The organism is Nostoc sp. ATCC 53789 (genome assembly GCF_009873495.1).
Lineage (GTDB): Bacteria > Cyanobacteriota > Cyanobacteriia > Cyanobacteriales > Nostocaceae > Nostoc > Nostoc muscorum_A.
The window spans coordinates 1,465,551-1,486,768 of the sequence record NZ_CP046703.1 but is presented as its reverse complement, the minus strand read 5'-3'; the positions used below and the strand labels follow the sequence as shown (position 1 = coordinate 1,486,768).

Sequence of the window (21,218 nt, the reverse complement as noted above, 5' to 3'; positions counted from 1 at the left end):
CCAATGACTAATGACTAATGACCAACTCTTGATAAAATTCTAATTGCTGTTTCGCCAAAGCTTTATTGGTATATTGAACCATTGCTTTTTGATAACCCATTTCACCGAGATTATGAGCAAAATCTGGTTTATCCATTAATTGAACTAAGCAATTAGCCAGAGCTTGAACATCACCTTCAGGAAATACTAAGCCAGCATCGCCAATGACATAGGGAATTTCGCCGGAATCAGAACCAATCACAGGAACTTGGCAAGCCATCGCTTCAATTAGCACATGACCAAATTGCTCTTTCCAGCCAGCAGAAGTTAAAGTTTTAAACTTGTAAGTTGTTTCTGAAGGTAATACTAAAGTACTCATTAAATTGATATAACTTACAACCTCATCGTGAGGAACACTTTCGATTAAAATTAACCGTTCTTTAATATTGTTTTCTGCTGCGATTCTGAGTAATTCAGTTTGCAACTCTCCTCGCCCCAATAATAGTAATTTCCAAGGTTTATTTTTCAATGTAATTAAGGCTTGCAAAAGCGTTAATAAACCCTTTTCTTGGACAAATCGCCCTACAAAACCTACTACAAAATCCTCTTTATGAATACCAAATTTAGCTGCTAACTCTGGTTGAGCTTTGGGAGTAAATAAACTTTCATCTATGCCCAGTTGCGGCATGACTTTAATTGCTCCTTTATATCCCCGTTGTCGCAAAACTTCTGCTCCATCCTGATTGCCAGAAATAATGCCGTGGCTGTGGTTAAGGTTATATTTCTCTAATAAATAAATTGGTCGTTTCAGTTGGTAAGGAAGATTCCACCAGGTAAAAAATATATTTTTTGCCTTGAGTCCTAATAGCTGATTTAAGGCAATCATCTGAGTATAAGCCAAGGCTCTAGAACCTTGTTCAACTTGGATGATTTGCGGGCGAAATTGTTTTAATAAAGATATCAAATCGGCTCCAAAAGTAAGGAGTCCCTGATGATTTTGACTAAAATTAGAAACTGGAACTATTCTAAATTTGCCTTCATCGCGGTATTCAGTTTCAATAATTCTGTTTTGTACACCGCCTGGTTTCCAGCGCTTTGGGACTACAACTGTCACTTCAATGTCAGGTTCTAGTTGAGATAAAGCGCGTAATTTCTCACAGTTGAGGTCTACGATATAAGTATGACTAGCAACTAAGATTTTCATCTATCCTTTGTTATTCACTAATGACTAATGACCAATGACAAATGACTAATAACTAAACTTGTTTATCCAATCGGCTGTAAATTTGACCATCGTTCCATAGTGATTGGATGACAGTACCCAAGGCTTTGAAAAAACCCAAAATGTAGAAAATACCGCGAGTGGCAATTTTGATGGGGGAACCACTTTTATGGCAAGGTGGTCGTCCCAGAACGTGACAGTCAAATAAACGACCGTATAGGCGTAAAGCTTGAGTCGCAGTCAGGTTTTTCAGCCCTAGTAGGAAATGGTTGTGATAAAAGGTGAGTTGATATTTTAGCGATCGCATACTAATATCATGACAACCCCCTGTTTCTTCGCCTAAATGCACCAAATGGGCTTCTGGGTCGTACCAAATTTTATACCCGGTTTGTCGCACCCGCAAACAAAAATCTGACTCTTCGCGCACTGCACTACCGCGAAACCTCTCATCAAACCTCAATCCATACTTAGTAAAAATTTCGCGGCGAAATGACATATTACAGCCCCTCGCTGTCAGTACTTGTTGGGGCTTGGTGGTATGTACTAAATCAATATGATACCAAGCAATTCCTGGGTCCATAGCTTCGGGAGGCAAATATTCAATCTGTAAATCTCCTCCAGAATCACCTAATTTCATTCTGTCAAACACCCGTCCAGCCACAGCCCCCACTTCTGGGTTTTGCAAATAATTTTTCGCATGGGCTGTTAACAATTCTGGGGTTAGCTGAACATCATCATCTATAAATAATATTATTTCACCAGAAGACCGCCGCACAGCATAATTTCGCGCCCCTGGCAAACTTGCCCAATCTAATCGCAACCATTTAATTTTACCTACATCTGCCATCTCTTCTAGGTAGGCTTGAATTTCTGGTTGGTGTGTTGGGGTTTGGTCTACTACTAAAACTTCAAAATTGGGATAATCCTGTTTCAGGACATCTACAATGCTATCTCGTAGCGCTTCCTCTCTACCATAAGTCGGGATAACTACAGAAATTAAAGGATAATTATCCATGATTTTTATTAATTAATTTTTCTATTTTGATAATAACCTTATAAAAATTAATTTTCATTAAGTTTATTAAGCTACTCTTACCTTAATTTACAGTCAGTCAAAAACCGAATAAGATTGCTTTTAATTCTTTATACTCCCACCGCCGCAGCCGCATAGAGATTATCAAATAACTCATTTTGCTTTTCGGAGTTATGTACAAGTTGCGCTTGAGCTAATGCTCCTGCACTTAGAAATTCGTAATGTTCTCGCTTATCACTTCTATCAAGAAATTGCATAATTTGTTGTAATGCTTGTTCTGCTAAATAGTCATAAGTGCTATCGACAATTTCCCAATATTCATCGGTTTTAGTTTTGTCTCCATGTAGCCAATTGCTCCAGTGCCTAATTTCATTAATTGGCAACTCTAAAATATAGCCATTTTCACCATTACGAACAAACTCTGGTAAGGCGCATACATTTGTCGTAATTACAGGAGTTGCAACAGAAAAACCTTCAATGATACTATAGCCATAAGTATCATGTAATGTTGCCATTAATTGAAAATGGCTTTGCGATAATAGCTCAAGAACTTTGTCATTAGGAATATTTCTATGGAATACAACGTTACTTAATTTCAGTAACTTTAAATCCTCTACATATTTACTGCGATCGGGGAAATCAGTTGGAACTCCTGAACCATGTTCTAGTCCCGATATTATATGTACAGTAATCGGCAAACCTAGTTTTTCAGCTTTCTGAGCTAGTCTTAAAGCAACAACTCCACCTTTACGGGCAATGTGATTTCCGATAAATACAAGCTGGAGATTTTGTTGTTCCTGATAAAGTTTCGATTGCTTAACTTTTATTGGGAAATTGGGATGAATAACATCCACTTTCTTACTTACTTTTTCTTCTATTTTCCAACCTTCTATCCGCTTGATTAATCTCAACTTGGCATAATCAGAAATTGCAATAATTTTTTGACAATTGTCTAGTGCTAATCGATTATTTAATAATTCATAAATTGCTGCTTCAACTTGATTTTGAGGATTTCTATATAAAACACGATGATCCTCAAAGGTGAGAAACCAAGGTTTATTTGTATATAAAATTCTGTTGAAAGAATGAATTGCTTGGTATCTTTGCCATACAGGTTGCCAAGCCATAAAACTGGCTAAAGGATACCAAATTTTTTCTATAGGATATCTGCCTGCGGGGAAAGGCTTGGGGTAGATGAGTGTATGCCGAGAATTTCGAGGTAAGTTTGGAATGCTGAGGTGTTTTTGACCTCCTATGATAACTTTTGCCATTTTTATTTCATTTAAATTGTTTTTAGACGTTTTCTCTTGTTTTTTTGCTCAGGGTCGGCATCTTCCTTATCTTGTTTCTCTAATTCTGGCAGTTTAAAAAGAACTCCTGCAAAAAACCAATAATAGACAGCAACCGGGTCAACATCTAGAGGATAGTAGTAGGTGTTGTAGCTAATAAACAATATAAACACCCATAAAGCTGCTCCGTAACTGCGGAAATTACGGTTCTTTATGGAGCGATAGGTTTTAAAGCCCATAATTGTTAAAGTTGTTACCAAACCCAAAAAAGCTAGTACTCCAATAATTCCAACTTCAAAAAGGACTTTGGGATAGTAGGTTTCTACCAGTTTAGTTTTACCCATTGCGCGGGCAGAGTTAGTTGCTCGACCTAAGCCACTTCCCAAAGGCCCATCTACGTTTTTCCAATTCTCTTCAAATTGCTGGACGATAAAATCTTGAGGTGGTGAAGCGTCCCAGCGACTAGTAAAACTCTCGGTTCTCTCTTGGACGACGGTAGGGTTAGTTACCATCACAATTCCTAAAACTATAGCCAGTCCTATACCTATGGGGATAAATTTTTTAAGGTTGCCAATTTGACCAGTCAGCAATAGCAAAATCCCGAAACAGATTGGTACTAAGGCTAAGGCGATTCTTTGTCCAGAAATTACAGCATTGATAAAGACTGTCACTAAAGAACCTAAGCCGACTATCCGCCAAATAAAAGAGGGATCGGTGAAGCCAGTGGCAAAGGTAAAAAAGGTGCTGGAAATTAAGAACCACGCCCATTGCCAAGGGGCTACAAATGTTCCTGGCAGACGAATTACCCCTTCTTCGGGACTATATAAAAGCGCTCCACCAAAATAACACCGGGCTTCTAGTGATGTGACAAATAGGGCATTTCCTTCAAGACCCCTAGTGCCTTGACATATACCAGTTAGCAGTAAGAGGTATTGGATACATCCCAACACACAACAAAACAGTATGAGAACAATTTGGAGGCGCGATAAAAAGAGAAAATCCCGCTTATCCCGAATTAGATAGTAAGCACAACCAATCAGAGGGACATAGCCTAAAAATACTTTTAACCCCAAAATTCCCATACCTAAAGGTATTTCTTTCTCTGCTTTTTCTAATAGTCCGACGCTAGGCGGGTTAAACTGCTGTCCACCATTGACAAATAATAGTGTTAATACACTGCAACCCAAGACAATATAAAGCGGAATTTTAATGCCTTGGGGAATAATTAAAGGTAATCCCTGCTTTCGACAAGTTTGCCAAAGTCCAATTAGCGCTGGAACATAAAAGGCATCTTTAGCTAATTGGAGTATGGGACTACTGCCTAAATAGTAGGTGATAGTGCCCCCAACAGGTACGTAAATGATGAAGGCATATAGCGCTTGGCGCGGATATTTGTAAGAAAGGGACATGATGATTATCCCTAAAACACCGGGGACTGCTGCTTTAATTCCACCTACGAAAAAAAGCACAACGCCAATGAATAAACCGCCAAAAGTGGCGGTGGTGAGTAAACTAATGAGTTCTTTACGTGCTAGGGCTGCTTTGCGTTTTTGGGCTAACTGTTCTTTGAGACTAAGAGTAGAAGTTTCCTTAGAAGTCTGCTTTTTCGATTTTTTAGATGTCTTGGATTTTGACTTTATTTTCGGCATAGTAGCGCTGTAGCCTATCAGCATCAAGGGAATACATTATACTTGACAAATATTTTGGGATTGCTGTAAGTTGTACAATCCAAATTCGTCCTCAACCGATTGATTTAATAATTTGCGATTAAAAATGTTAAATTTTAATCTTTTGGAATTATCAAAAAGATTTTCTCCTGTGTCCAGGATATAAATTGCTCCTGGAAATGGTAATGATTTAATAGCTTTTCCTTTATCCTCTAAAATATTCCTAACTTTGCCGTGATCTATATAATATCTATAGTATCCGTAGCCACGATTATACTCTGCGCTTTCGGGCAAATAGTTCAGATCATAGCGAATAATGTTACAACTACCGCACATTTTATAAAAATTTCTTCTTTTAATATATACATATTTACTACCTTCCTGATATTTATAACCTTTGTTAATAACCCATCCATCCGAATCAGGATGTTGTTGAATAAATTGGGCTAATTTTTTGCTGACACAATCATCAGCATCAATTGCCATAGTGTGAGTCGGAGAAAATTGTTGAGCATAAATCAATCCTTTCAGGATTTTACGCCCTTTATCTGTGTCTCCTTTCGCTACAGGGTTAGTCTCGTTGGGAGGAGAAAAATCAACTGTAACGTATGTAATATGAGAATGGGTGAATTCGATTTTTGGCTTTTCGTGACAAACAACAATAACGTGAAAGTTAGGTGAGGTTTGATTGCAAACTGATTTAATGCATCTTTCAAATAATTGGGTAACACGTTCCCAGGAATTGGAAACTTTTGCACTTTTAAGTGGGATAACAAAAACAAGCATGATATTATTTTTAGATCAAGTATAGGAATCTGCTTTGAGTTTTAAAGTTAATTCGCTTAAGAGGCAATAGTAAAAGAAGCATTTTTGAGTATTGCTGAGTTTGTTCAAAAATCAAATATGAGTTTTATAGCGAAGAATCTCGAAGTAAATAATAACACGTTCAGACTGATGTCATGACGTAGTAAGTTTTTTGATAATTAATTAGGCGGAGATTATATAACAATACAAATACAAATGTCACAGCTTCTACAGATAACCAAAGCTGGTTAATTTGTAGAAGCTGTGACGGAAAATTGGCGTTTGTTAAAAGCTGAGATAATAGCTAACTTAGTCCATCAGATGTTGCTGGACTTTTGAAACTAATTCATTTGTCCAGTAGTTGGTAAGTTCGGCATTGGCGGCTTCTACCATGACTCTGATTACTGGTTCTGTACCAGAGGCGCGAACCAAGATTCTACCAGAATCACCCATTGCGGCTTCAGCAAGAGCGATCGCTTGTTGCACTGGTTCGCAATCTTCCCATCCCAAACGGCGATCGCGATCTGTGACTCGCACGTTCCGCAAGATTTGCGGATATGTCTGGAAGCTTTGATCTACTAATTCTGCTAGGGAAACACCTGCTTCTTTCACCAAAGCTGCTATATGCAAGGCTGTTAACAAGCCATCTCCAGTTACAGCATAATGACGGCAAAGAATATGACCTGATTGTTCGCCGCCTAACATTCCCCCAGTTCGCTGCATTTCGGCTTGCACGTACTGATCGCCGACGGCAGTACGAATTAATTTACCACCAATTTGTTGCCAAGCTTTTTCAAAGCCCAAGTTGGCCATGACTGTAGACACAATCAGGTTGTCTGGTAGTTGTTGGTTTTTTTGTAAATGCCGTCCCCACAGGTAGAGAATGTAATCGCCGTTAACTTGCCTGCCAGTATTGTCTACTGCTAAGACGCGATCGGCATCGCCATCGAAGGCAAAGCCGATATCGGCGTTGTGTTCTTGGACTGTGGCGGCAAGAATATCTAAATGAGTGGAACCGCAGTTAACATTAATGCGATCGCCATCTGCTTCGTTATGCAAGCAGATCACCTCTGCCCCCATTTCTGTAAATACTGACGGTGCTAACCCGACTGCTGCACCCCACGCCAAGTCTAAAACAATCTTCATTCCTTCGAGATTGAGGTCACTGTTTAAAGGTTTTTTTAACGCCTCGCCATAATGCCCGACTAACTCAAAACGTGAGTAATGCCGTCCGCAATTACTGACTTTAGCGATCGGTGATATTTTCCCACGCAGCCCCGCTTCTATTTCTGCCTGTAATATTTGCGGTAGCTTTCCACCATTTGCACCAAAAACCTTAATTCCATTATCCTCTGGGGGATTGTGGCTAGCAGAAATCATTACTCCACCGATCGCATCACTGATGCTGGTGAGATAGGCAATGCAAGGAGTGGGACATAATCCCAAATACCAAACTTCTAATCCTGCTGCTGTTAACCCTGCACTCAAAGCCATTGCTAGCATATCGCTGGAGTTTCTAGAGTCCTGTCCGAGAATGACTGGCCCTATTTGAGTAGCATGGTTACGTAAAACAATCCCCGTCCAAAAACCAACTTGCAATGCTAAGGGCGCACTCAGCAATTCTCCGACTCGCCCGCGAATCCCATCTGTACCAAATAAAGGATTTGCCGGTAGTGGGATTAAATTCAGTCCAAAACTGCTTTCAATCCCTTTGCCTAATCCTTCAGCTTCGGAAGGAGAATCTCCAGGAATGCCTGGTATCCGAGTTATAGATGAAACCATATATTTAAACACTCCACACAATCACACTGAAAAATAGCACTTAAGACTTTATTCAGCAATTTTGACATGCTTTTTCTCTTTAGAAATTCATTCTAAATTAAGCCATTTTTACGTAATTATACTGAATTACAGACTTTCTAATTGTAAATATTTCATAAAGTCAGTATTGGTTTTTACATTATTAGTAAAGTCTCCACATTTTAGCTAATTATTCCTTTTATGCCATTAACTTGAGTCTTGATTTTTATTTGTATTTAGTTCACATTTTGCAATGCTATTAACAAGAAATACAATGTAAGGAATATTACCTAGATTTCATTATGGATATTCTTTGAGAAAACTAATAATGAAAGCAAAAGTTAGCTTATGACAACAGAAAATCAAAACACCGGAATGTAAAGTTATATTACGTGCTTTTATTACTGTGTAAAAAACTACAAAATCATCGCAGCTTAAAAAATTTTAATATAAATTCTCATCAAATAGTTTTAAGGTAACGTTTTAATGGCTTTTTTAGCCGTTAGTGAATTAAAACTCGGCAGTTAACTTTTTAAAGTTGAGAAATTTAGCATGAGCAGCAATTTAGCAACCAAATTACGTGTAGGCACTAAGAAAGCCCACACAATGGCAGAAAATGTAGGTTTTGTCAAGTGCTTTTTAAAAGGAGTAGTAGAAAAAAACTCTTACCGGAAACTAGTTGCTAACTTCTACTTCGTCTACTCAGCGATGGAAGAAGAAATGGAAAAGCACCGCCAGCACCCAATTCTTTCTAAAATCAACTTTCCCCAGCTAAACCGCAAGTATACCTTAGAGCAAGACCTGAGTTATTACTTTGGTGCTAACTGGAAAGAGCAAATCAAACTATCTTCCGCAGGTGAAGCTTATGTAAAGCGCATCCGAGAAATCTCTGCCACAGAACCAGAACTGTTAATCGCTCATTCATATACTCGTTACTTGGGCGACTTATCTGGGGGACAAATTCTCAAAAACATTGCAGTAACAGCGATGAATTTGTCTGACGGGCAAGGAACAGCTTTTTATGAGTTTCCAGAAATTTCTGACGAGAAGGCATTTAAAGCCAAGTATCGGCAAATTTTGGATGAATTACCCCTTGACGATGCGGCAACCGATCGCATTGTTGAAGAAGCAAACGCCGCCTTTGGCACGAACATGAAGATGTTCCAAGAATTGGAAGGCAATTTGATTAAAGCGATCGGTGTAATGGTGTTCAACAGCCTCACACGGCGACGGACACGCGGTAGTACTGAACTCGTCACTGCTGAGTAACGGTATTGACATTGCGGAGTATGGTGTGTGGAGTCTAAGTCCAGATAGCCTGATGCAAGATAATTTACAGGTATTTCTGGAATAAGAGCGATTAACGCTCAAAATATTTAGGGGCAATAGCCCTGTGACTGTTTTCTATTCGTGAAAGCAAGCATGGGGAGATTGCCCCTCAATTATGATTAAAAGAGTTAGCCCGGATTTCTCACGCATAGTGTAGGCAGAGGGAGAAGAGGAGTGTGGGGAGTGTGGGGAGTGTGGGGAGTGTGGGGAGTGTGGGGGGTAAGACTTCTTCCCCATCCTCCCACACCTCCCACACCTCCCACACTCCTGGATTTCTCACTTGTGAGAAATCCAGGTTAGGAGTCATCGATTTTAGATTTAGGATTCAAAATTAGGTAATTTCTGGGCGCTCTTCATCCTAAACTGGATATTGCTGTGCGATCGCTATCTTCATCTTGTAGCGGTAAATCATATCTATCATACAGAACTTTTATATGTCGGCTAAATTGCTCCTCAACAAAATAGCCGCTAGAAAATTCACTTGCAAAAGAAACTTGATGAAAGTGATAATCTAGATTTAGTAGATTGTAAACAAGTCTTAAAAAATAATCATCGATCCAAAAATCTACATCAAATAGTGAAATACCATATTTCCCTTCCAACCTCCGATTTAAAGTTTTTAGTAACCAAGACCATTGAGGTTTGAGGGTGGGATCGATACGGTTCCCAAATACAGGATTAAAAAATTGATTTACTTGAGTTGTTCTCACATCAATCACTTTATTTAGTAAATCTGCTGCCTTGATTGGAAGTTATTAAGCTTTTGCATTACTTGGTAATGTCTCTGTTTTCCTTTCCTCAAATCCTACTAGCTAGGCAGTTACGAAGTAACTTAAAAATCTCGACCACCTGGTTATGGCAACTTCTGTTACATTCGTTGCACAATCCCAAAAATATCAGTATCAAAAATAGTTGATCTGCCAAATTGCCAAAAACTTCTTTTTGTGTATTTTAGGACTAGCCCTTTCAAGGTGACTCATAAAATCTCTTATTTTTCCTCAGCGCTACGCCAGTTGCTACAAGTCGGGGAACCCGCCCAACGCACTGGCTTCTCTGTGCCTCTGCGGTTTAAAAGTATTTTTTCTAACCACAGAGGCGCAGAGGATACAGAGTATAGAGCTTAAAGAGGAATCTATTTACCAAAATTTTTACGCACCTTGAAAGGAGTAGTCTTATATTTAGAAACTTCTAAATCAAAAAGTATCTAACTACTGATTGTGGGGTAAGCGTCTCACCCGCCTGTAGCACTTCACGCTATTCTTGATCAAACGTCAGCGAACAAGTTTATTGCAGCGAACTTTAAAAAGCATGGGTGGCAAATTAATTGTATTTGAAGGGGTGGAAGGCTGCGGCAAAACCAGCCAAATGCAGCTTTGTTCTCAGTGGTTGGAAAATCTGGGTGTTTCTGTGGTGGTCACTCGTGAACCAGGGGGAACAGAGTTAGGCTTACATCTTCGCCGCTTACTACTAGAGAAGGCAGAGGATAAACCAGTTGCAGAAGTGACAGAACTTTTATTGTATGCTGCTGACCGATCGCAACACGTGGAACAAGAACTTAAACCAAATCTCGCAGCAGGGAAATATATTTTATGCGATCGCTACACTGACTCTACCATTGCCTACCAAGGATATGGTCGCGGTTTGAATATGAGTTTAATCAATCAGCTTAACTATATTGCCACTGCTGGCCTAGAGAGTGACTTAACTATTTGGCTAGATATCGATGTCGAAGTTGGACTAGCCCGCAAACGGGGAGATGGAATCGGATTAGACCGCATTGAACAAGAAACAATCGCTTTTCATCGGCGCGTTCAGCAAGGATACGCAGAGTTAGCAGCATCTTATCCTTCAAGAATTGTGCGGGTAGATGGCAGCTTGAGTAAAGAAGCTGTGCAACAAGTAATTCAAGGAATTCTGCGCGTACATTTGAACCCGGATTTCTCACGCATAGTGTAGGCAGAGGGAGAAGAGGAGTGTGGGGAGTGTGGGGAGTGTGGGGGGTAAGACTTCTTCCCCATCCTCCCACACCTCCCACACCTCCCACACTCCTTGATTTCTCACAAGTGAGAAATCAAGGTTGAAGGGGTTCCCATAGGTATATCTCAAATTTTGAAGTGTTTACTTAACTGTCTTAACTGTCCTTGCATCCTTGCTTTAAGCCTGAGAATATAAAAGACGTGGCATTTTCCGATTCCACACCCGAATTTAAGACCATTGCATTGCTCACAAAAGCGTTGGCGCAGACTGCCGCAGGCATCGTTATCTTCAGGGGTCTAACAAACCCACTACACTGAAACGAAGCTTAATTTGCCATTTATATATTTCAATAGAAGCTTGGGAGGAAGAGTTTGTATGAAATTTAAGTCTGTTTCCATAGGTATTGGTTTAAGCATTCTCAGTTTTTCAGTTAGTTCATTCCCACGGACTGTATTCAATTCACCACGAGTCCTTGCCCAAGAAGTTAGTTCTTCATGTCCTCTACCATCTGATATTGCCGTTACCTTCCTAAATTCTAAATGTGAAGAAGTCAAACTAGAGGAGCCTAAGACTTTTTATCGTTACTATAGTAACAGCGAGAATAGATATGGTAGGTATTTAACAACTGATAAATACGAAACAAATGTAGAAGTAATTAGGAATTTAGCTCTTAATCAATCATGGGGCAATAAAGCCACTATGATTCAACCAGTTACTTTGCCGGCAGGAACGACAGTTTATCAAGGCATTGTTGCCCCTCAAACCCCCACTCAATGCTATCCTGGCGGTGGTCAACAGACTTTTATTAAAGATACAAGAGATCCAAACATTAAGTGGTCTGAGGGACAAAATATCATCGAAAAAGATTTTAGTTGTCCGTAAAAATCATGGAAAACAAGACAGAAGAATTCATCAAATTGCTCGATAAAGCTCTTGAGATTGCCGAACAGATTCGTAGAGATAAACAACCAGAATTTAAACATTCAGAGCGTTTAAACAATCTGATCGGTGCCCTGGAATCTATTAAAAGTAAGACGCTGATTGGTAAACTTGAAGCATCAGGAGGAATCTCAACCCTTGGGCTGGCTCGTGAAGTGGCTGATTGGATTGAGCCGTTAGATTCGCCATTATTAAAAGCTGTAGGTACGATAGAGGAATATTACCAAAAATATCTCTAAATACTACAGGCTTAATAAGTAAAGCGGATCGCCCTTTAGCCCAATGTCAACTCAGCTATCGATATTCTTGCATATCAAGCTCTCTTTTAAAACCTCATATTCATCAATCAGAATGTAAAAAAAAGCGATCGCTTCCTTAAACTTAAAGAGCGATCGCAATTTTTTAACTACAAAATAGAGATTAAGCAGCAACAGGTTCTAATAATTTGATGTCAGAGAAGATAAATTCCTGAATAGATATTTGTCCTGCTGTCTCGGTACGAATCTCCCGACGATTTAGGATAAAATAATCACCAACTTTTTCATATTCATCGACAAATTCGCTTCTACCGCCCTTTTGTTCCCCAGTTTTGGGGTCATGGTAAACAGAGTCATAGCGGTGGGACAAGTAGCCTTCCCCAGTGTCGTGGCTGCTAAAGGTGTCAATTGTCACGAAAGTACCGTGGATTAGACGGTGAACATGACACACTTCATTATTGCGGACTTTGTATTTATCGCCCTCAGCCTTACCACCCATTAAAAGCTCAACCGCACCAGTCTCGTCAGTTTTGCCATAGCTAAAGGTATTGGCGCTGTGGGTGTCTTCAAAGCTGCGGCGGACGCGGTGAATCGCTATCTCCCATGCTTGACCATGAATTGCTTTCTGGGCTGGCTCGTCATCTACATCCAAAACTTCGGCTTTCAGATTGCCAGTGATGATAACCTTGCCTGTAAATACTTTATCATCTTGCTTATAGGTAATATTTGCGGTATAACCGGGAAAATTCTTGTCCCAAGTATAGCGGTTCTCATAAGCAGCCCGGAAAAGTTCCTGAGCAGAGAGTTGTGTAACTGTCATGTGCTTCTCCTAGTCGCTACTGTAAATTAGCGTTTTAGTTTCGTTGGTATTAGCATAGAAGTAATTGTTGAGGCTTGGATAGTCCCCAACTGGGTACACTTATGCTTATGGTTAATTCTCTCCACGCCATATTTCATGCGATCGCCAATGTCCGAAATGAGCAAGAATTAAGGCTAGCTCTCACGGATAAAATTGGTGAGCATTTTGGTGTGCAAAATTGGGGTATTTATCTCCTAGACGATCGGCCAACGGCCCAAATCGATGTTCAGGGTATTCCGGCAGTATGCTTAGAAAGTAATCCAGTGGGGCGCTACGTGGTTGAGCGTCACGCTCCCGCCCATGAGCAGTTATTATTATCACCAGGAGACTGGAAGCATTTTTGCTCGCGTTCCGATCACGAACACGTAATGACTGGGCCAATTGTTTGCGATGGTCGTCTTGTAGGAACACTTAACTTGGCTCGTGATAAGGGAAATCCTGCTTTTAATGGCAACGATCTGGCTGATCTGAGTGCATTATGCATCCATTTATCAGCAAAAATGGCGACTCTACGGACGACAAAACCACAAATATCCAATTCCCTTTTAGTAAGTCCCCTAACAGCGCGTGAGTTAGAAATTGCCGAGTTAGTGGCGCAGGGGTTAACAAACTCAGAAATTGGGGAAAAACTTTGGATTACGCAAAATTCTGTCAAACAAGCTTTGAAGAGGATGTTTCGTAAGTTGAAGGTTTCGGCGCGTGCAGAAATGGTGGCAAAACTGCAAGATATCAAAGTTTCTTAGAGGATGTTCGAAAAGTCTTCTTGTCGGTATCAAATAGTTCTTCATCGCTGGAGTTCTTTTCCTTATACTCCTGTTGACGATTTCTTTTTCTTTAATTCCTCCTAATTGTAAAAAACCTACACCTGTCAGAGGGGACAAGGGGACAAGAGAACAAGAGGTGAGAACTTGAAACAAGTCTTTCCCCTTGTCCCCAATTCTCCTTGTCCCCAAGTCCTCTTCCCAATGCCCAATTGTTAAATGTTGTAACCTTTCTACAAGGGTTTCAGGTAATCCTTCATTAATTTTTGGAGATATCTATGATCGTTCATCAAAACTAGAAAGAGATAATTACCATGAAAAATGATAAATCCTCTCCTATTCGCCTGTTAATCGTTGACGATCAGAGCCTCATTCGTCAGGGACTCAAAGCAATGCTAGAACAGGAACCTGATTTGGAAGTGGTCGGTGATGCTGAGAATGGTAAAGTTGCTCTAGAGCTTGTTGCAGAACTTCAGCCCGATGTGGTGCTAATGGATATTCGGATGCCCGAAATGGATGGACGAACTGCAACAAAACTGATTATGCAAAGCTTTCCTAATATCAAAGTTCTCGTCTTGAGTACATTTGATGATGATTCTTATCTAACAGGGGCAATGCGTGCAGGTGCAAAAGGATATTTGCTTAAAGATATGCCTTCAAGTGAGCTAGCAGATGCAATTCGCTTTGGGCATTCTGGCTATACTCAATTTGGGCCGGGGTTATTTGATAAATTATTAGTTACGGAAGCAGCTTCAGCTAACCAAAATTCCGCTTCATCAAAGCCATCGGAAATTACCGCACGAGAACAAGAGGTTTTATGTTTGATTGGTGTTGGTGCAACGAACCGCGAAATTGCCCAACAACTTTATATTACCGAAGGAACGGTAAAAACTCATGTGACGAGTATTTTAAACCGTCTCAATCTCAAAAATCGATCGCAACTGGCAATCTATGCAAATTCTGTTCTCAATCAAGAAAAGAAACTATCCGGGAAACTACCAGAATAAACCAGAGGGCGATAAAACAATTCTAGGAATAGCCCTTTCAAAGTGGGTAAAAATTTTGGTCACAAAATTCCTCTTCAATCTCTTGACTCTGCGTTCTCTGCGTCTCTGTGGTTAAATAAATTATTTTTAAACCGCAGAGGCACAGAGAAGCCAGTGCGTTGGGCGGGTTCCCCGACTTGTAGCAACTGGCGTAGCGCAGAGAGAAAAAAAGAGATTTTACAAGTCACCTTGAAAAGGCTAGTCTTAAATTCTTATATAAAACATCTCAATAAGGGTATTTTCCCCCTTTTTTGTTAATATTTATTATTTAATCTTATAAAATAGATAATCAGCCGTGTAATTTACGCTAATTTCTCTGTTTTCAGATGATTTATCACACCCTTGAACAGGGGCTTTTCCACCAACTGTATTGATCCGTTGAATCCAATTTACTTTGCGGAAGATACCATTTCCTTCATGAGATTGCGCTTCTAATAATAGCCAGGGAATTGCATCATCTTGGGGTGCATTTACCTTAGATTTCAACTTACCCACGATTTTGCTACCGTCTTTGGCTTCCCAGGTTGGGCCTGCATAATGCTTGCCCAAATCTTGCCCTTGCTCATTCAGTAACACGGCATCGGGAGCCTTAAGCGTCCACTCATACTGCTCAGGGGATTCTGATTTTGGTTTGCAGATATAGATTTGCGAACCTTTGGCAGATGCTTTTAAAAGAAGTTGCTCACCATTTGGGACTTTTATACTATCAGGGATCGCAGCGACATCCGCTATGCGTTGGGCAGGCTCCATAGTTCCTGCGATCGCAGTTTTTACAGAAACACCCCACCCATTCAACATCAGTAGCGAAACAACGAGGCTGCAATTTATCTGAATAATTTTACAAAAAGTAGGTGACATAGTAGATATCTCCTTCATTTGTGATTTTAAAGCTTTTGTCGCGCCATCAGTTGGGCAAACAATCCTGGTTGATTGGCGAGTTGATCAAAATTGCCTTCTTGGACTACACGACCATTCTCGAATACATAGATGCGATCAGCGTTGCGAATGGTACTCAGACGGTGAGCGATCGCAATTCGTGTCACCTTCAAACGCTCTAAACTTTGACTGACAATAGCTTGAGTGCGATTATCTAAGGCACTGGTGGCTTCATCAAATAACAAGATTTTGGGTTTTAATACTAGCGATCGCGCAATCAATAATCGCTGCCTTTGCCCTCCAGAAATATTAGTTCCTCCTTCACTAATTACCGTGTGCATTCCCATTGGCATCGATTCGACATCTTCAGCAAAGCCAGCCATCCGCGCGGCTTCCCAAGCTTCATCCATCGAGATCATCGCTCCACTGGCGATATTCTCAAAGATCGATGCAGATGTCAATCGGCTATTTTGCATCACAACTCCTAGTTGCCGACGCACTGCATGAATATCTAACCCGGTTAAATCTTGTCCGTCGTAATAAATCGTGCCAGATTCCGGGACATCAAACCCCAGTAATAATCGGAACAGCGTTGATTTTCCACTCCCCGAAGCTCCGACAAAAGCGATAAATTCCCCAGGTTCGGCATGAATGCTAACATCATCCAATGTCAAAGGCCCGTCATCTCGATACCGGAAAATCACATGATCCACAACCAATCGTCCAGAAAGCCGACCTGGATCAGTTTTTTCCGAGTCAACTTCCGGTTTGGATTCCAGAATCGGCTGCGCTCGTTCCCACAAAGGAACCACTTGCAAAACATCTATAATTGTGCTGCTGAGACTGGTAGCTCCACCGATAAATGTACCAAATGCCGCGTTAAATGCTAAAAATACACCTGTAGATAAACCACCTTCTGGGGAATTGGCTTGCTGAAGTAAACTGCTGGCGAACCAGAAAAGGATTGCTGTAGTCAATACAGGCAAGATTTTATTAATCACAGCCAGAGCATCTTCAATGCCTTGGGTACTCAGCATCCATTTGATTTGCTGACTGTACTGTTTTCCCCAAAAAGCAAAGGCGCGGGCTTCTGCGCCTGCAACTCGCAATTTGCTAACGCCGTTAATTAACTGCACCATCACCCCTGAGAGTTGCCCTTGTAACTCTAGTAAGGGACGAACCTTCCGCAGAGTGTAAATTCCTGAAACCAGAGTAATAGTAATGTTGACAAAAGCAACAAGAGTGGCAATTAACGCTAGCGAACCATTGTAGTAAAAAAGCAATCCTAAATTCAGAAACGCGAACAAACTGGTGAAAATACTTCTGAGAACCGTGCTACTGAGCTTTTGGCGGATTTGGCTAATAGCGCTCACCCGTGAGTTCAAGTCTCCAGTTGAGTACTGACGGAAGAATGATGCTTTTAGATTCAACAACCGATCCCAGACTGCTGCTTGGGTGGAAGCATCGGCAAAGGTTTCCACGCGCATGATTGCAAAGCCTTGGGCAAGTTGAAACAAGGTACTACCAAATGCAGTTGCTAGCAGCGCTAAGGCAATTTGCACTAATAAACCGCGATTGGCATCAGGAATGGCACTGTCAATCAAAATGGCCATAGCTTGGGGGACGATCATTCCTAATAAACTTGTCGCCATACCCGCAGCCAAGACAATCAACAATTCCTTGTAGTGTCCTTGGAGAGCAAATTTCAGTAAGTCGATGGTGGTGAGAACTTTATCAGGTAATGGGCGATAGAAGGTATAGCCGGTAAGTGCCAGTTTAATTGCACTTTTAGCATTAACCGGAGTGCGCGATCGCTTAATTGGATCAAAAATTTCATAGCGCGTATCAGATACAGGTAACAGCGCCACAGGATTGTTATCTTCTAGCGTGTAAGCCAGCATCGCACCGCAATCCTTCTTCCACCATTGACCCTGCAAAGCGATCGTTCTGGTTCGTAAACGCGAAGCACGAGCGATCGCTTGTAGCGGATCTTGAACTCGTTTCAGGTCTTCAGACTTGGCTGGTGGTCGAATCGTTACACCCAAAGTCCGCCCCACAGCACCCGCAGCGATGAGCAAAGCTTGGTCAAAATCATTGGCTTCAATTTGAGCAGAAGCGGCAATTTGCGGAGATTGCAGCAACGAGGCTAACTCGCCCAGCGTCTCCTTCATTACATGATCGTTGAGGTGTTGCCGTTCTTGAAATCGGTTTAATTCTACCGCTTTTTCCTCCTGTTCCAGAAGAAAAAGGCTCTGAAGAAAGTAGACTTGAATTTGGAAAATCCCCCTCAACAGAGTATTGGCATCCTCAATCTCAGACGTAGTTAGGATTTCTAGCTCGGTTGTATCTTCAGCTTGAAACCACATATCTGCACTCAACGGCACCAATCCTGATTGAGGCATGACTAACAGTTGCTCAAACCCCATCCAAACCGCATAACCACGCTGAATTTGTACCCAGGATACCAGCTCTCGCTGTGGTTGGAAAATCTGACCATTGCTGAGTGAGAAATAGCGAACCCCTTCTTCTTGAAACGGCAGTCCAGGTGGAGTAATAGAAGACAGCGCCAATCCTAGTTGCTCAATCCATCCCTCTATTAAAGTTACGGCTTCGCCATTGCGATCGCTAATAAATTCCCGAAAATCTTTCCTTGAAACTTTCATAAGTTCCGTTTCTTCAATCGACACCGCCAGAAGTTGATAGGGTATCGGCTGAGAATCACTAATGATGCCAAACATTGCCTGTCTAGTTCGGGTAGTAAATAAATAGCGGCGACTTCCCTCAGCAATTCCATCTTTCACCGGAATCGCAAACACCGCCAATGAACCCGATTTTACGATCCAAATTGTCTTCGGGTCATTGAGAATAATTGGCTCATTACCTTTAAAGTGATAGTACTCTCCCGGCAGGGTAGCGCTGCGAATTTGATCTAACATATATATTCCTGCTCCAAAAAATTAATACAAAGGCTTGGCGGTTCAATAAATAAATTAATTGTGGATAAAAATTTTGCTAACCTCTTAACTCTGTGTTCTCTGCGCCTCTGTGGTTAAATAAAAGACTTTTTAACCGCAGAGACGCAGAGAAGCCAGTGTGTTGGGCGGGTTCCCCGACTTGTAGCAACTGGCGCGACGCGGAGAGAAAAAAGAGATTTTATAGGTATATTTCACTCTTCCTGAACTGCTTCCCCTTCACTGCGAATCAATTGCAAATACTTACCTTCAACCCTCTGCAATTCTTCATGGCTACCGCGTTGCACCACCTTGCCGCGATCGAAGACAATAATTTCGTCACAATCCCGAATTGTGCTTAACCGATGCGCCACAATTACACAAGTACAGCCACGCTCCCGAAGTCTCTGATCGATCGTTTTTTCTGCCTCGGAATCGAGCGCACTGGTAGCTTCATCCATCACCAAAATTGCCGGATTATTCACTAAAGTGCGGGCAATTTCTAATCTTTGTCGCTGTCCACCGCTTAAATTAGATGCCCCTTCTGCGAGGTCAGCGTTGTAACCTCCAGGCATGGAAAGCACTACATCCTGAATAGCAGCATCTTTGCAAGCGCGAACCAAGTTACTAAAAGGCACAGTCGAATCCCAAAGCGTAAGATTGTCGCGCACAGTGCCCGCAAATAGCGAAATATCTTGCTCAACAAGCGCAATTGAGTTAGTGAGAATCGATCGCGGAATATGTTTTCTGGGTTTACCATCAAATAAAATCTCTCCCGCCCACTGTTCGTATAATCCACATACCAGCTTGGCGACGGTTGACTTACCCGAACCACTGCCACCCACTAAAGCAACTCGTTGACCGGGTTTAAGTGAAAGACTGAAATTTTCGATCAAGGGAGGTGCAGAGCGGTTATAGCCAAAGGTGATATCACGAAGTTCAACATAACCTTGAAGCCGAACGTTTGCACCAGGTAGTTGAGTTGCCGATATACTAATGTCTCGCTCTACAGCAGGGTCGATCGGATTGCGTAACACATCATCTAACCTACCCAAATTGCCTTCCATTTCCTGGAGTTCACCCGCTAAACTCACCAGATTATTTACAGGCTCTAAAAATCTTTGCATCAAGGCTTGAAAAGCAATGAGCATCCCAATACTGAGTACGCCATCCATTACCCGTAGCCCTCCCACCGCTAGCAAAAGCATGGATGTAATGGAGGTGAGAAATGACGGCAACACACCCAGGTTTTGATTAGTCGTATCCATTTCTTGCCGAGCATTAATTGCCTTAGCGTAATAACCTGCCCACCGCGAAAAGAATTCTGACTCTAGCCCGGATGCTTTGAGCGTTTCCATACTTTGCAGTCCAGAAATCGCTACCCCATTGACTTTGCCTTGTTCTTGCATTAATCGCAGATTTGCATCGACGCGCTGCCGTGAAACCCATCGCCACACGCTGACATTCACGATTACAAAGGCAATGCCGATCGCAGTGAGAACGACATCATATTGCAACATGACTGCGGCATAAAAGATAACGGTGAAGGCTGAGATTACTGTCGTCGCTAATCTTCCTGAAAGCAGATTTGCCAAGCTATCGTTGAGCCGAACACGGCTGCTAATTTCACCGGCAAATCGTTGATCGTAAAAACTCACTGGTAGCCGCAGAATATGCCACAAAAATCGGCTAGACATCCCCACAGCTAGCTTAATTTTCATGCGTCGCAGAAATTGCAGCTGAAGCAATGTGAGAAAACCATTCAAAATAGCTGTGAGGATCATCCCTAAAATTAATGGCCGCAACCAATCACTTCTGCCTTCAATCAAGACATTATCTACAAAGGCTTGGGAGAACGCAGGGATGGCTAATCCGGGAATCACTAACAGCAAACCAGCGATCACACAATAAACCAACGCTCCCAGAGAACTCTGCAATCGATCCCATAAGGATAATGTCAGGCTCGGTTTCCGTCCTCCTGGCTGGAATTCTGCACTCGGTTCACCAACTAGTACTACCCCGGTAAAAGACTGATCGAATTCTGGGAGCGATACTGTACGCGGCCCGGTGGCAGGATCGTTAAGATAAACTTTGTCTTTGGCAAATCCTTCGACGATTAGAAAATGGTTGAAATTCCAAAAGACAATATAAGGACATTGCAGTTTGCGTAACCCAGCCAAATCGACCTTAAAGCCTTTTGCCTGCAATCCATAGCTGCGAGCCGCATTGAGAATATTAGATGCTTTACTGCCATCCCGTGAAACACCACAAGCTTGACGGAGTTCTGCAAGGGGTACAATGCGATCGTAGTATCCTAAAATAATCCCCAGTGCGGCTGCACCGCATTCCACTGCCTCCATTTGTAAGAGGGTGGGAGTCCGACGACGGCGATCGGGACGGCTGAAGAGGCGTTGAATTTTTTTAAATCG

Annotated in this window: 17 protein-coding genes; 6 read left to right on the top strand and 11 right to left on the bottom strand. The window is 41.6% G+C overall.

Annotated elements, in window-relative coordinates; translation table 11 throughout:
* Positions 1-7 precede the first annotated feature (7 nt).
* The 6 genes from hpsO to glmM form a co-directional block, all read right to left on the bottom strand.
* Positions 8-1,183 carry a hormogonium polysaccharide biosynthesis glycosyltransferase HpsO gene (gene hpsO, locus GJB62_RS05970; protein WP_114085726.1) on the bottom strand — a complete coding sequence of 392 codons (1,176 nt, stop codon included), beginning with the start codon at positions 1,181-1,183 and terminating at the stop codon, positions 8-10.
* Between the two features lie 52 nt (positions 1,184-1,235).
* The gene (gene hpsN / locus GJB62_RS05965; RefSeq protein WP_114085727.1) at positions 1,236-2,216 is read right to left on the bottom strand and encodes a hormogonium polysaccharide biosynthesis glycosyltransferase HpsN; all 981 of its coding nucleotides are present in this window, start codon (positions 2,214-2,216) and stop codon (positions 1,236-1,238) included.
* A gap of 128 nt (positions 2,217-2,344) precedes the next feature.
* A complete protein-coding gene (locus tag GJB62_RS05960) occupies positions 2,345-3,505 on the bottom strand; it encodes a glycosyltransferase family 4 protein (RefSeq protein ID WP_114085728.1) in 1,161 nt (386 codons plus the stop codon).
* An 11-nt stretch (positions 3,506-3,516) separates the two neighbouring features.
* Positions 3,517-5,172: a hormogonium polysaccharide biosynthesis protein HpsL gene (gene hpsL / locus GJB62_RS05955; protein WP_114085729.1), complete on the bottom strand. Its 1,656-nt coding sequence runs from the start codon at positions 5,170-5,172 to the stop codon at positions 3,517-3,519.
* Between the two features lie 36 nt (positions 5,173-5,208).
* Positions 5,209-5,976, bottom strand: a complete 768-nt coding sequence (locus tag GJB62_RS05950; protein ID WP_114085730.1) for a glycosyltransferase family A protein — start codon at positions 5,974-5,976, stop codon at positions 5,209-5,211.
* Positions 5,977-6,303: 327 nt separating this feature from the next.
* Positions 6,304-7,776 (bottom strand): phosphoglucosamine mutase, encoded by a 1,473-nt coding sequence (gene glmM, locus GJB62_RS05945; RefSeq protein ID WP_114085731.1) that lies wholly within the window; start codon positions 7,774-7,776, stop codon positions 6,304-6,306.
* 570 nt (positions 7,777-8,346) lie between these two features.
* Between glmM and GJB62_RS05940 the strand changes: the two genes are divergently transcribed.
* The gene (locus tag GJB62_RS05940; protein WP_114085732.1) at positions 8,347-9,063 is read left to right on the top strand and encodes a heme oxygenase (biliverdin-producing); all 717 of its coding nucleotides are present in this window, start codon (positions 8,347-8,349) and stop codon (positions 9,061-9,063) included.
* A gap of 413 nt (positions 9,064-9,476) precedes the next feature.
* Here the strand turns inward: GJB62_RS05940 and GJB62_RS05935 are convergent, their stop codons facing one another.
* Positions 9,477-9,833 (bottom strand): hypothetical protein, encoded by a 357-nt coding sequence (locus GJB62_RS05935; protein WP_209271482.1) that lies wholly within the window; start codon positions 9,831-9,833, stop codon positions 9,477-9,479.
* Positions 9,834-10,431: 598 nt separating this feature from the next.
* Here GJB62_RS05935 and tmk point away from each other — a divergent pair.
* From tmk to GJB62_RS05920, 3 genes are all read left to right on the top strand, one after another.
* Positions 10,432-11,079, top strand: a complete 648-nt coding sequence (tmk, locus tag GJB62_RS05930; RefSeq protein ID WP_114085733.1) for a dTMP kinase — start codon at positions 10,432-10,434, stop codon at positions 11,077-11,079.
* Positions 11,080-11,475: 396 nt separating this feature from the next.
* Positions 11,476-11,982, top strand: coding sequence for a hypothetical protein (locus GJB62_RS05925; protein WP_114085734.1), 507 nt, complete (start codon positions 11,476-11,478; stop codon positions 11,980-11,982).
* 5 nt (positions 11,983-11,987) lie between these two features.
* Complete coding sequence (locus GJB62_RS05920) at positions 11,988-12,278, top strand: hypothetical protein (protein WP_114085735.1); 291 nt, start codon at positions 11,988-11,990, stop codon at positions 12,276-12,278.
* Between the two features lie 181 nt (positions 12,279-12,459).
* On the opposite strand, the gene GJB62_RS05915 is transcribed toward GJB62_RS05920, so the two are convergent.
* On the bottom strand, positions 12,460-13,116 hold the full coding sequence (locus GJB62_RS05915) for a DUF3386 domain-containing protein (RefSeq protein ID WP_114085736.1): 657 nt from the start codon (positions 13,114-13,116) through the stop codon (positions 12,460-12,462).
* Between the two features lie 107 nt (positions 13,117-13,223).
* On the opposite strand from GJB62_RS05915, the gene GJB62_RS05910 reads away from it, so the two are divergent.
* Positions 13,224-13,898: a LuxR C-terminal-related transcriptional regulator gene (locus GJB62_RS05910; protein ID WP_114085737.1), complete on the top strand. Its 675-nt coding sequence runs from the start codon at positions 13,224-13,226 to the stop codon at positions 13,896-13,898.
* A gap of 332 nt (positions 13,899-14,230) precedes the next feature.
* Positions 14,231-14,923 (top strand): response regulator transcription factor, encoded by a 693-nt coding sequence (locus GJB62_RS05905; RefSeq protein ID WP_114085738.1) that lies wholly within the window; start codon positions 14,231-14,233, stop codon positions 14,921-14,923.
* Between the two features lie 303 nt (positions 14,924-15,226).
* Here GJB62_RS05905 and GJB62_RS05900 read toward each other — a convergent pair whose 3' ends face one another.
* The 3 genes from GJB62_RS05900 to GJB62_RS05890 form a co-directional block, all read right to left on the bottom strand.
* The gene (locus GJB62_RS05900; RefSeq protein ID WP_114085739.1) at positions 15,227-15,820 is read right to left on the bottom strand and encodes a DUF3455 domain-containing protein; all 594 of its coding nucleotides are present in this window, start codon (positions 15,818-15,820) and stop codon (positions 15,227-15,229) included.
* 26 nt (positions 15,821-15,846) lie between these two features.
* On the bottom strand, positions 15,847-18,774 hold the full coding sequence (locus GJB62_RS05895) for an NHLP bacteriocin export ABC transporter permease/ATPase subunit (protein ID WP_114085740.1): 2,928 nt from the start codon (positions 18,772-18,774) through the stop codon (positions 15,847-15,849).
* A gap of 230 nt (positions 18,775-19,004) precedes the next feature.
* Complete coding sequence (locus tag GJB62_RS05890; RefSeq protein WP_245246177.1) at positions 19,005-21,149, bottom strand: NHLP family bacteriocin export ABC transporter peptidase/permease/ATPase subunit; 2,145 nt, start codon at positions 21,147-21,149, stop codon at positions 19,005-19,007.
* Positions 21,150-21,218: the final 69 nt, after the last annotated feature.

What these genes read in the sequence shown, in the direction of transcription:
- hpsO (WP_114085726.1), bottom strand. Translation starts at nt 1,183, where the DNA reads ATGAAAATCTTAGTTGCTAGTCATACTTATATCGTAGACCTCAACTGT.
- hpsN (WP_114085727.1), bottom strand. Translation starts at nt 2,216, where the DNA reads ATGGATAATTATCCTTTAATTTCTGTAGTTATCCCGACTTATGGTAGA.
- GJB62_RS05960 (WP_114085728.1), bottom strand. Translation starts at nt 3,505, where the DNA reads ATGGCAAAAGTTATCATAGGAGGTCAAAAACACCTCAGCATTCCAAAC.
- hpsL (WP_114085729.1), bottom strand. Translation starts at nt 5,172, where the DNA reads ATGCCGAAAATAAAGTCAAAATCCAAGACATCTAAAAAATCGAAAAAG.
- GJB62_RS05950 (WP_114085730.1), bottom strand. Translation starts at nt 5,976, where the DNA reads ATGCTTGTTTTTGTTATCCCACTTAAAAGTGCAAAAGTTTCCAATTCC.
- glmM (WP_114085731.1), bottom strand. Translation starts at nt 7,776, where the DNA reads ATGGTTTCATCTATAACTCGGATACCAGGCATTCCTGGAGATTCTCCT.
- GJB62_RS05940 (WP_114085732.1), top strand. Translation starts at nt 8,347, where the DNA reads ATGAGCAGCAATTTAGCAACCAAATTACGTGTAGGCACTAAGAAAGCC.
- tmk (WP_114085733.1), top strand. Translation starts at nt 10,432, where the DNA reads ATGGGTGGCAAATTAATTGTATTTGAAGGGGTGGAAGGCTGCGGCAAA.
- GJB62_RS05925 (WP_114085734.1), top strand. Translation starts at nt 11,476, where the DNA reads ATGAAATTTAAGTCTGTTTCCATAGGTATTGGTTTAAGCATTCTCAGT.
- GJB62_RS05920 (WP_114085735.1), top strand. Translation starts at nt 11,988, where the DNA reads ATGGAAAACAAGACAGAAGAATTCATCAAATTGCTCGATAAAGCTCTT.
- GJB62_RS05915 (WP_114085736.1), bottom strand. Translation starts at nt 13,116, where the DNA reads ATGACAGTTACACAACTCTCTGCTCAGGAACTTTTCCGGGCTGCTTAT.
- GJB62_RS05910 (WP_114085737.1), top strand. Translation starts at nt 13,224, where the DNA reads ATGGTTAATTCTCTCCACGCCATATTTCATGCGATCGCCAATGTCCGA.
- GJB62_RS05905 (WP_114085738.1), top strand. Translation starts at nt 14,231, where the DNA reads ATGAAAAATGATAAATCCTCTCCTATTCGCCTGTTAATCGTTGACGAT.
- GJB62_RS05900 (WP_114085739.1), bottom strand. Translation starts at nt 15,820, where the DNA reads ATGTCACCTACTTTTTGTAAAATTATTCAGATAAATTGCAGCCTCGTT.
- GJB62_RS05895 (WP_114085740.1), bottom strand. Translation starts at nt 18,774, where the DNA reads ATGTTAGATCAAATTCGCAGCGCTACCCTGCCGGGAGAGTACTATCAC.
- GJB62_RS05890 (WP_245246177.1), bottom strand. Translation starts at nt 21,149, where the DNA reads ATGGAGGCAGTGGAATGCGGTGCAGCCGCACTGGGGATTATTTTAGGA.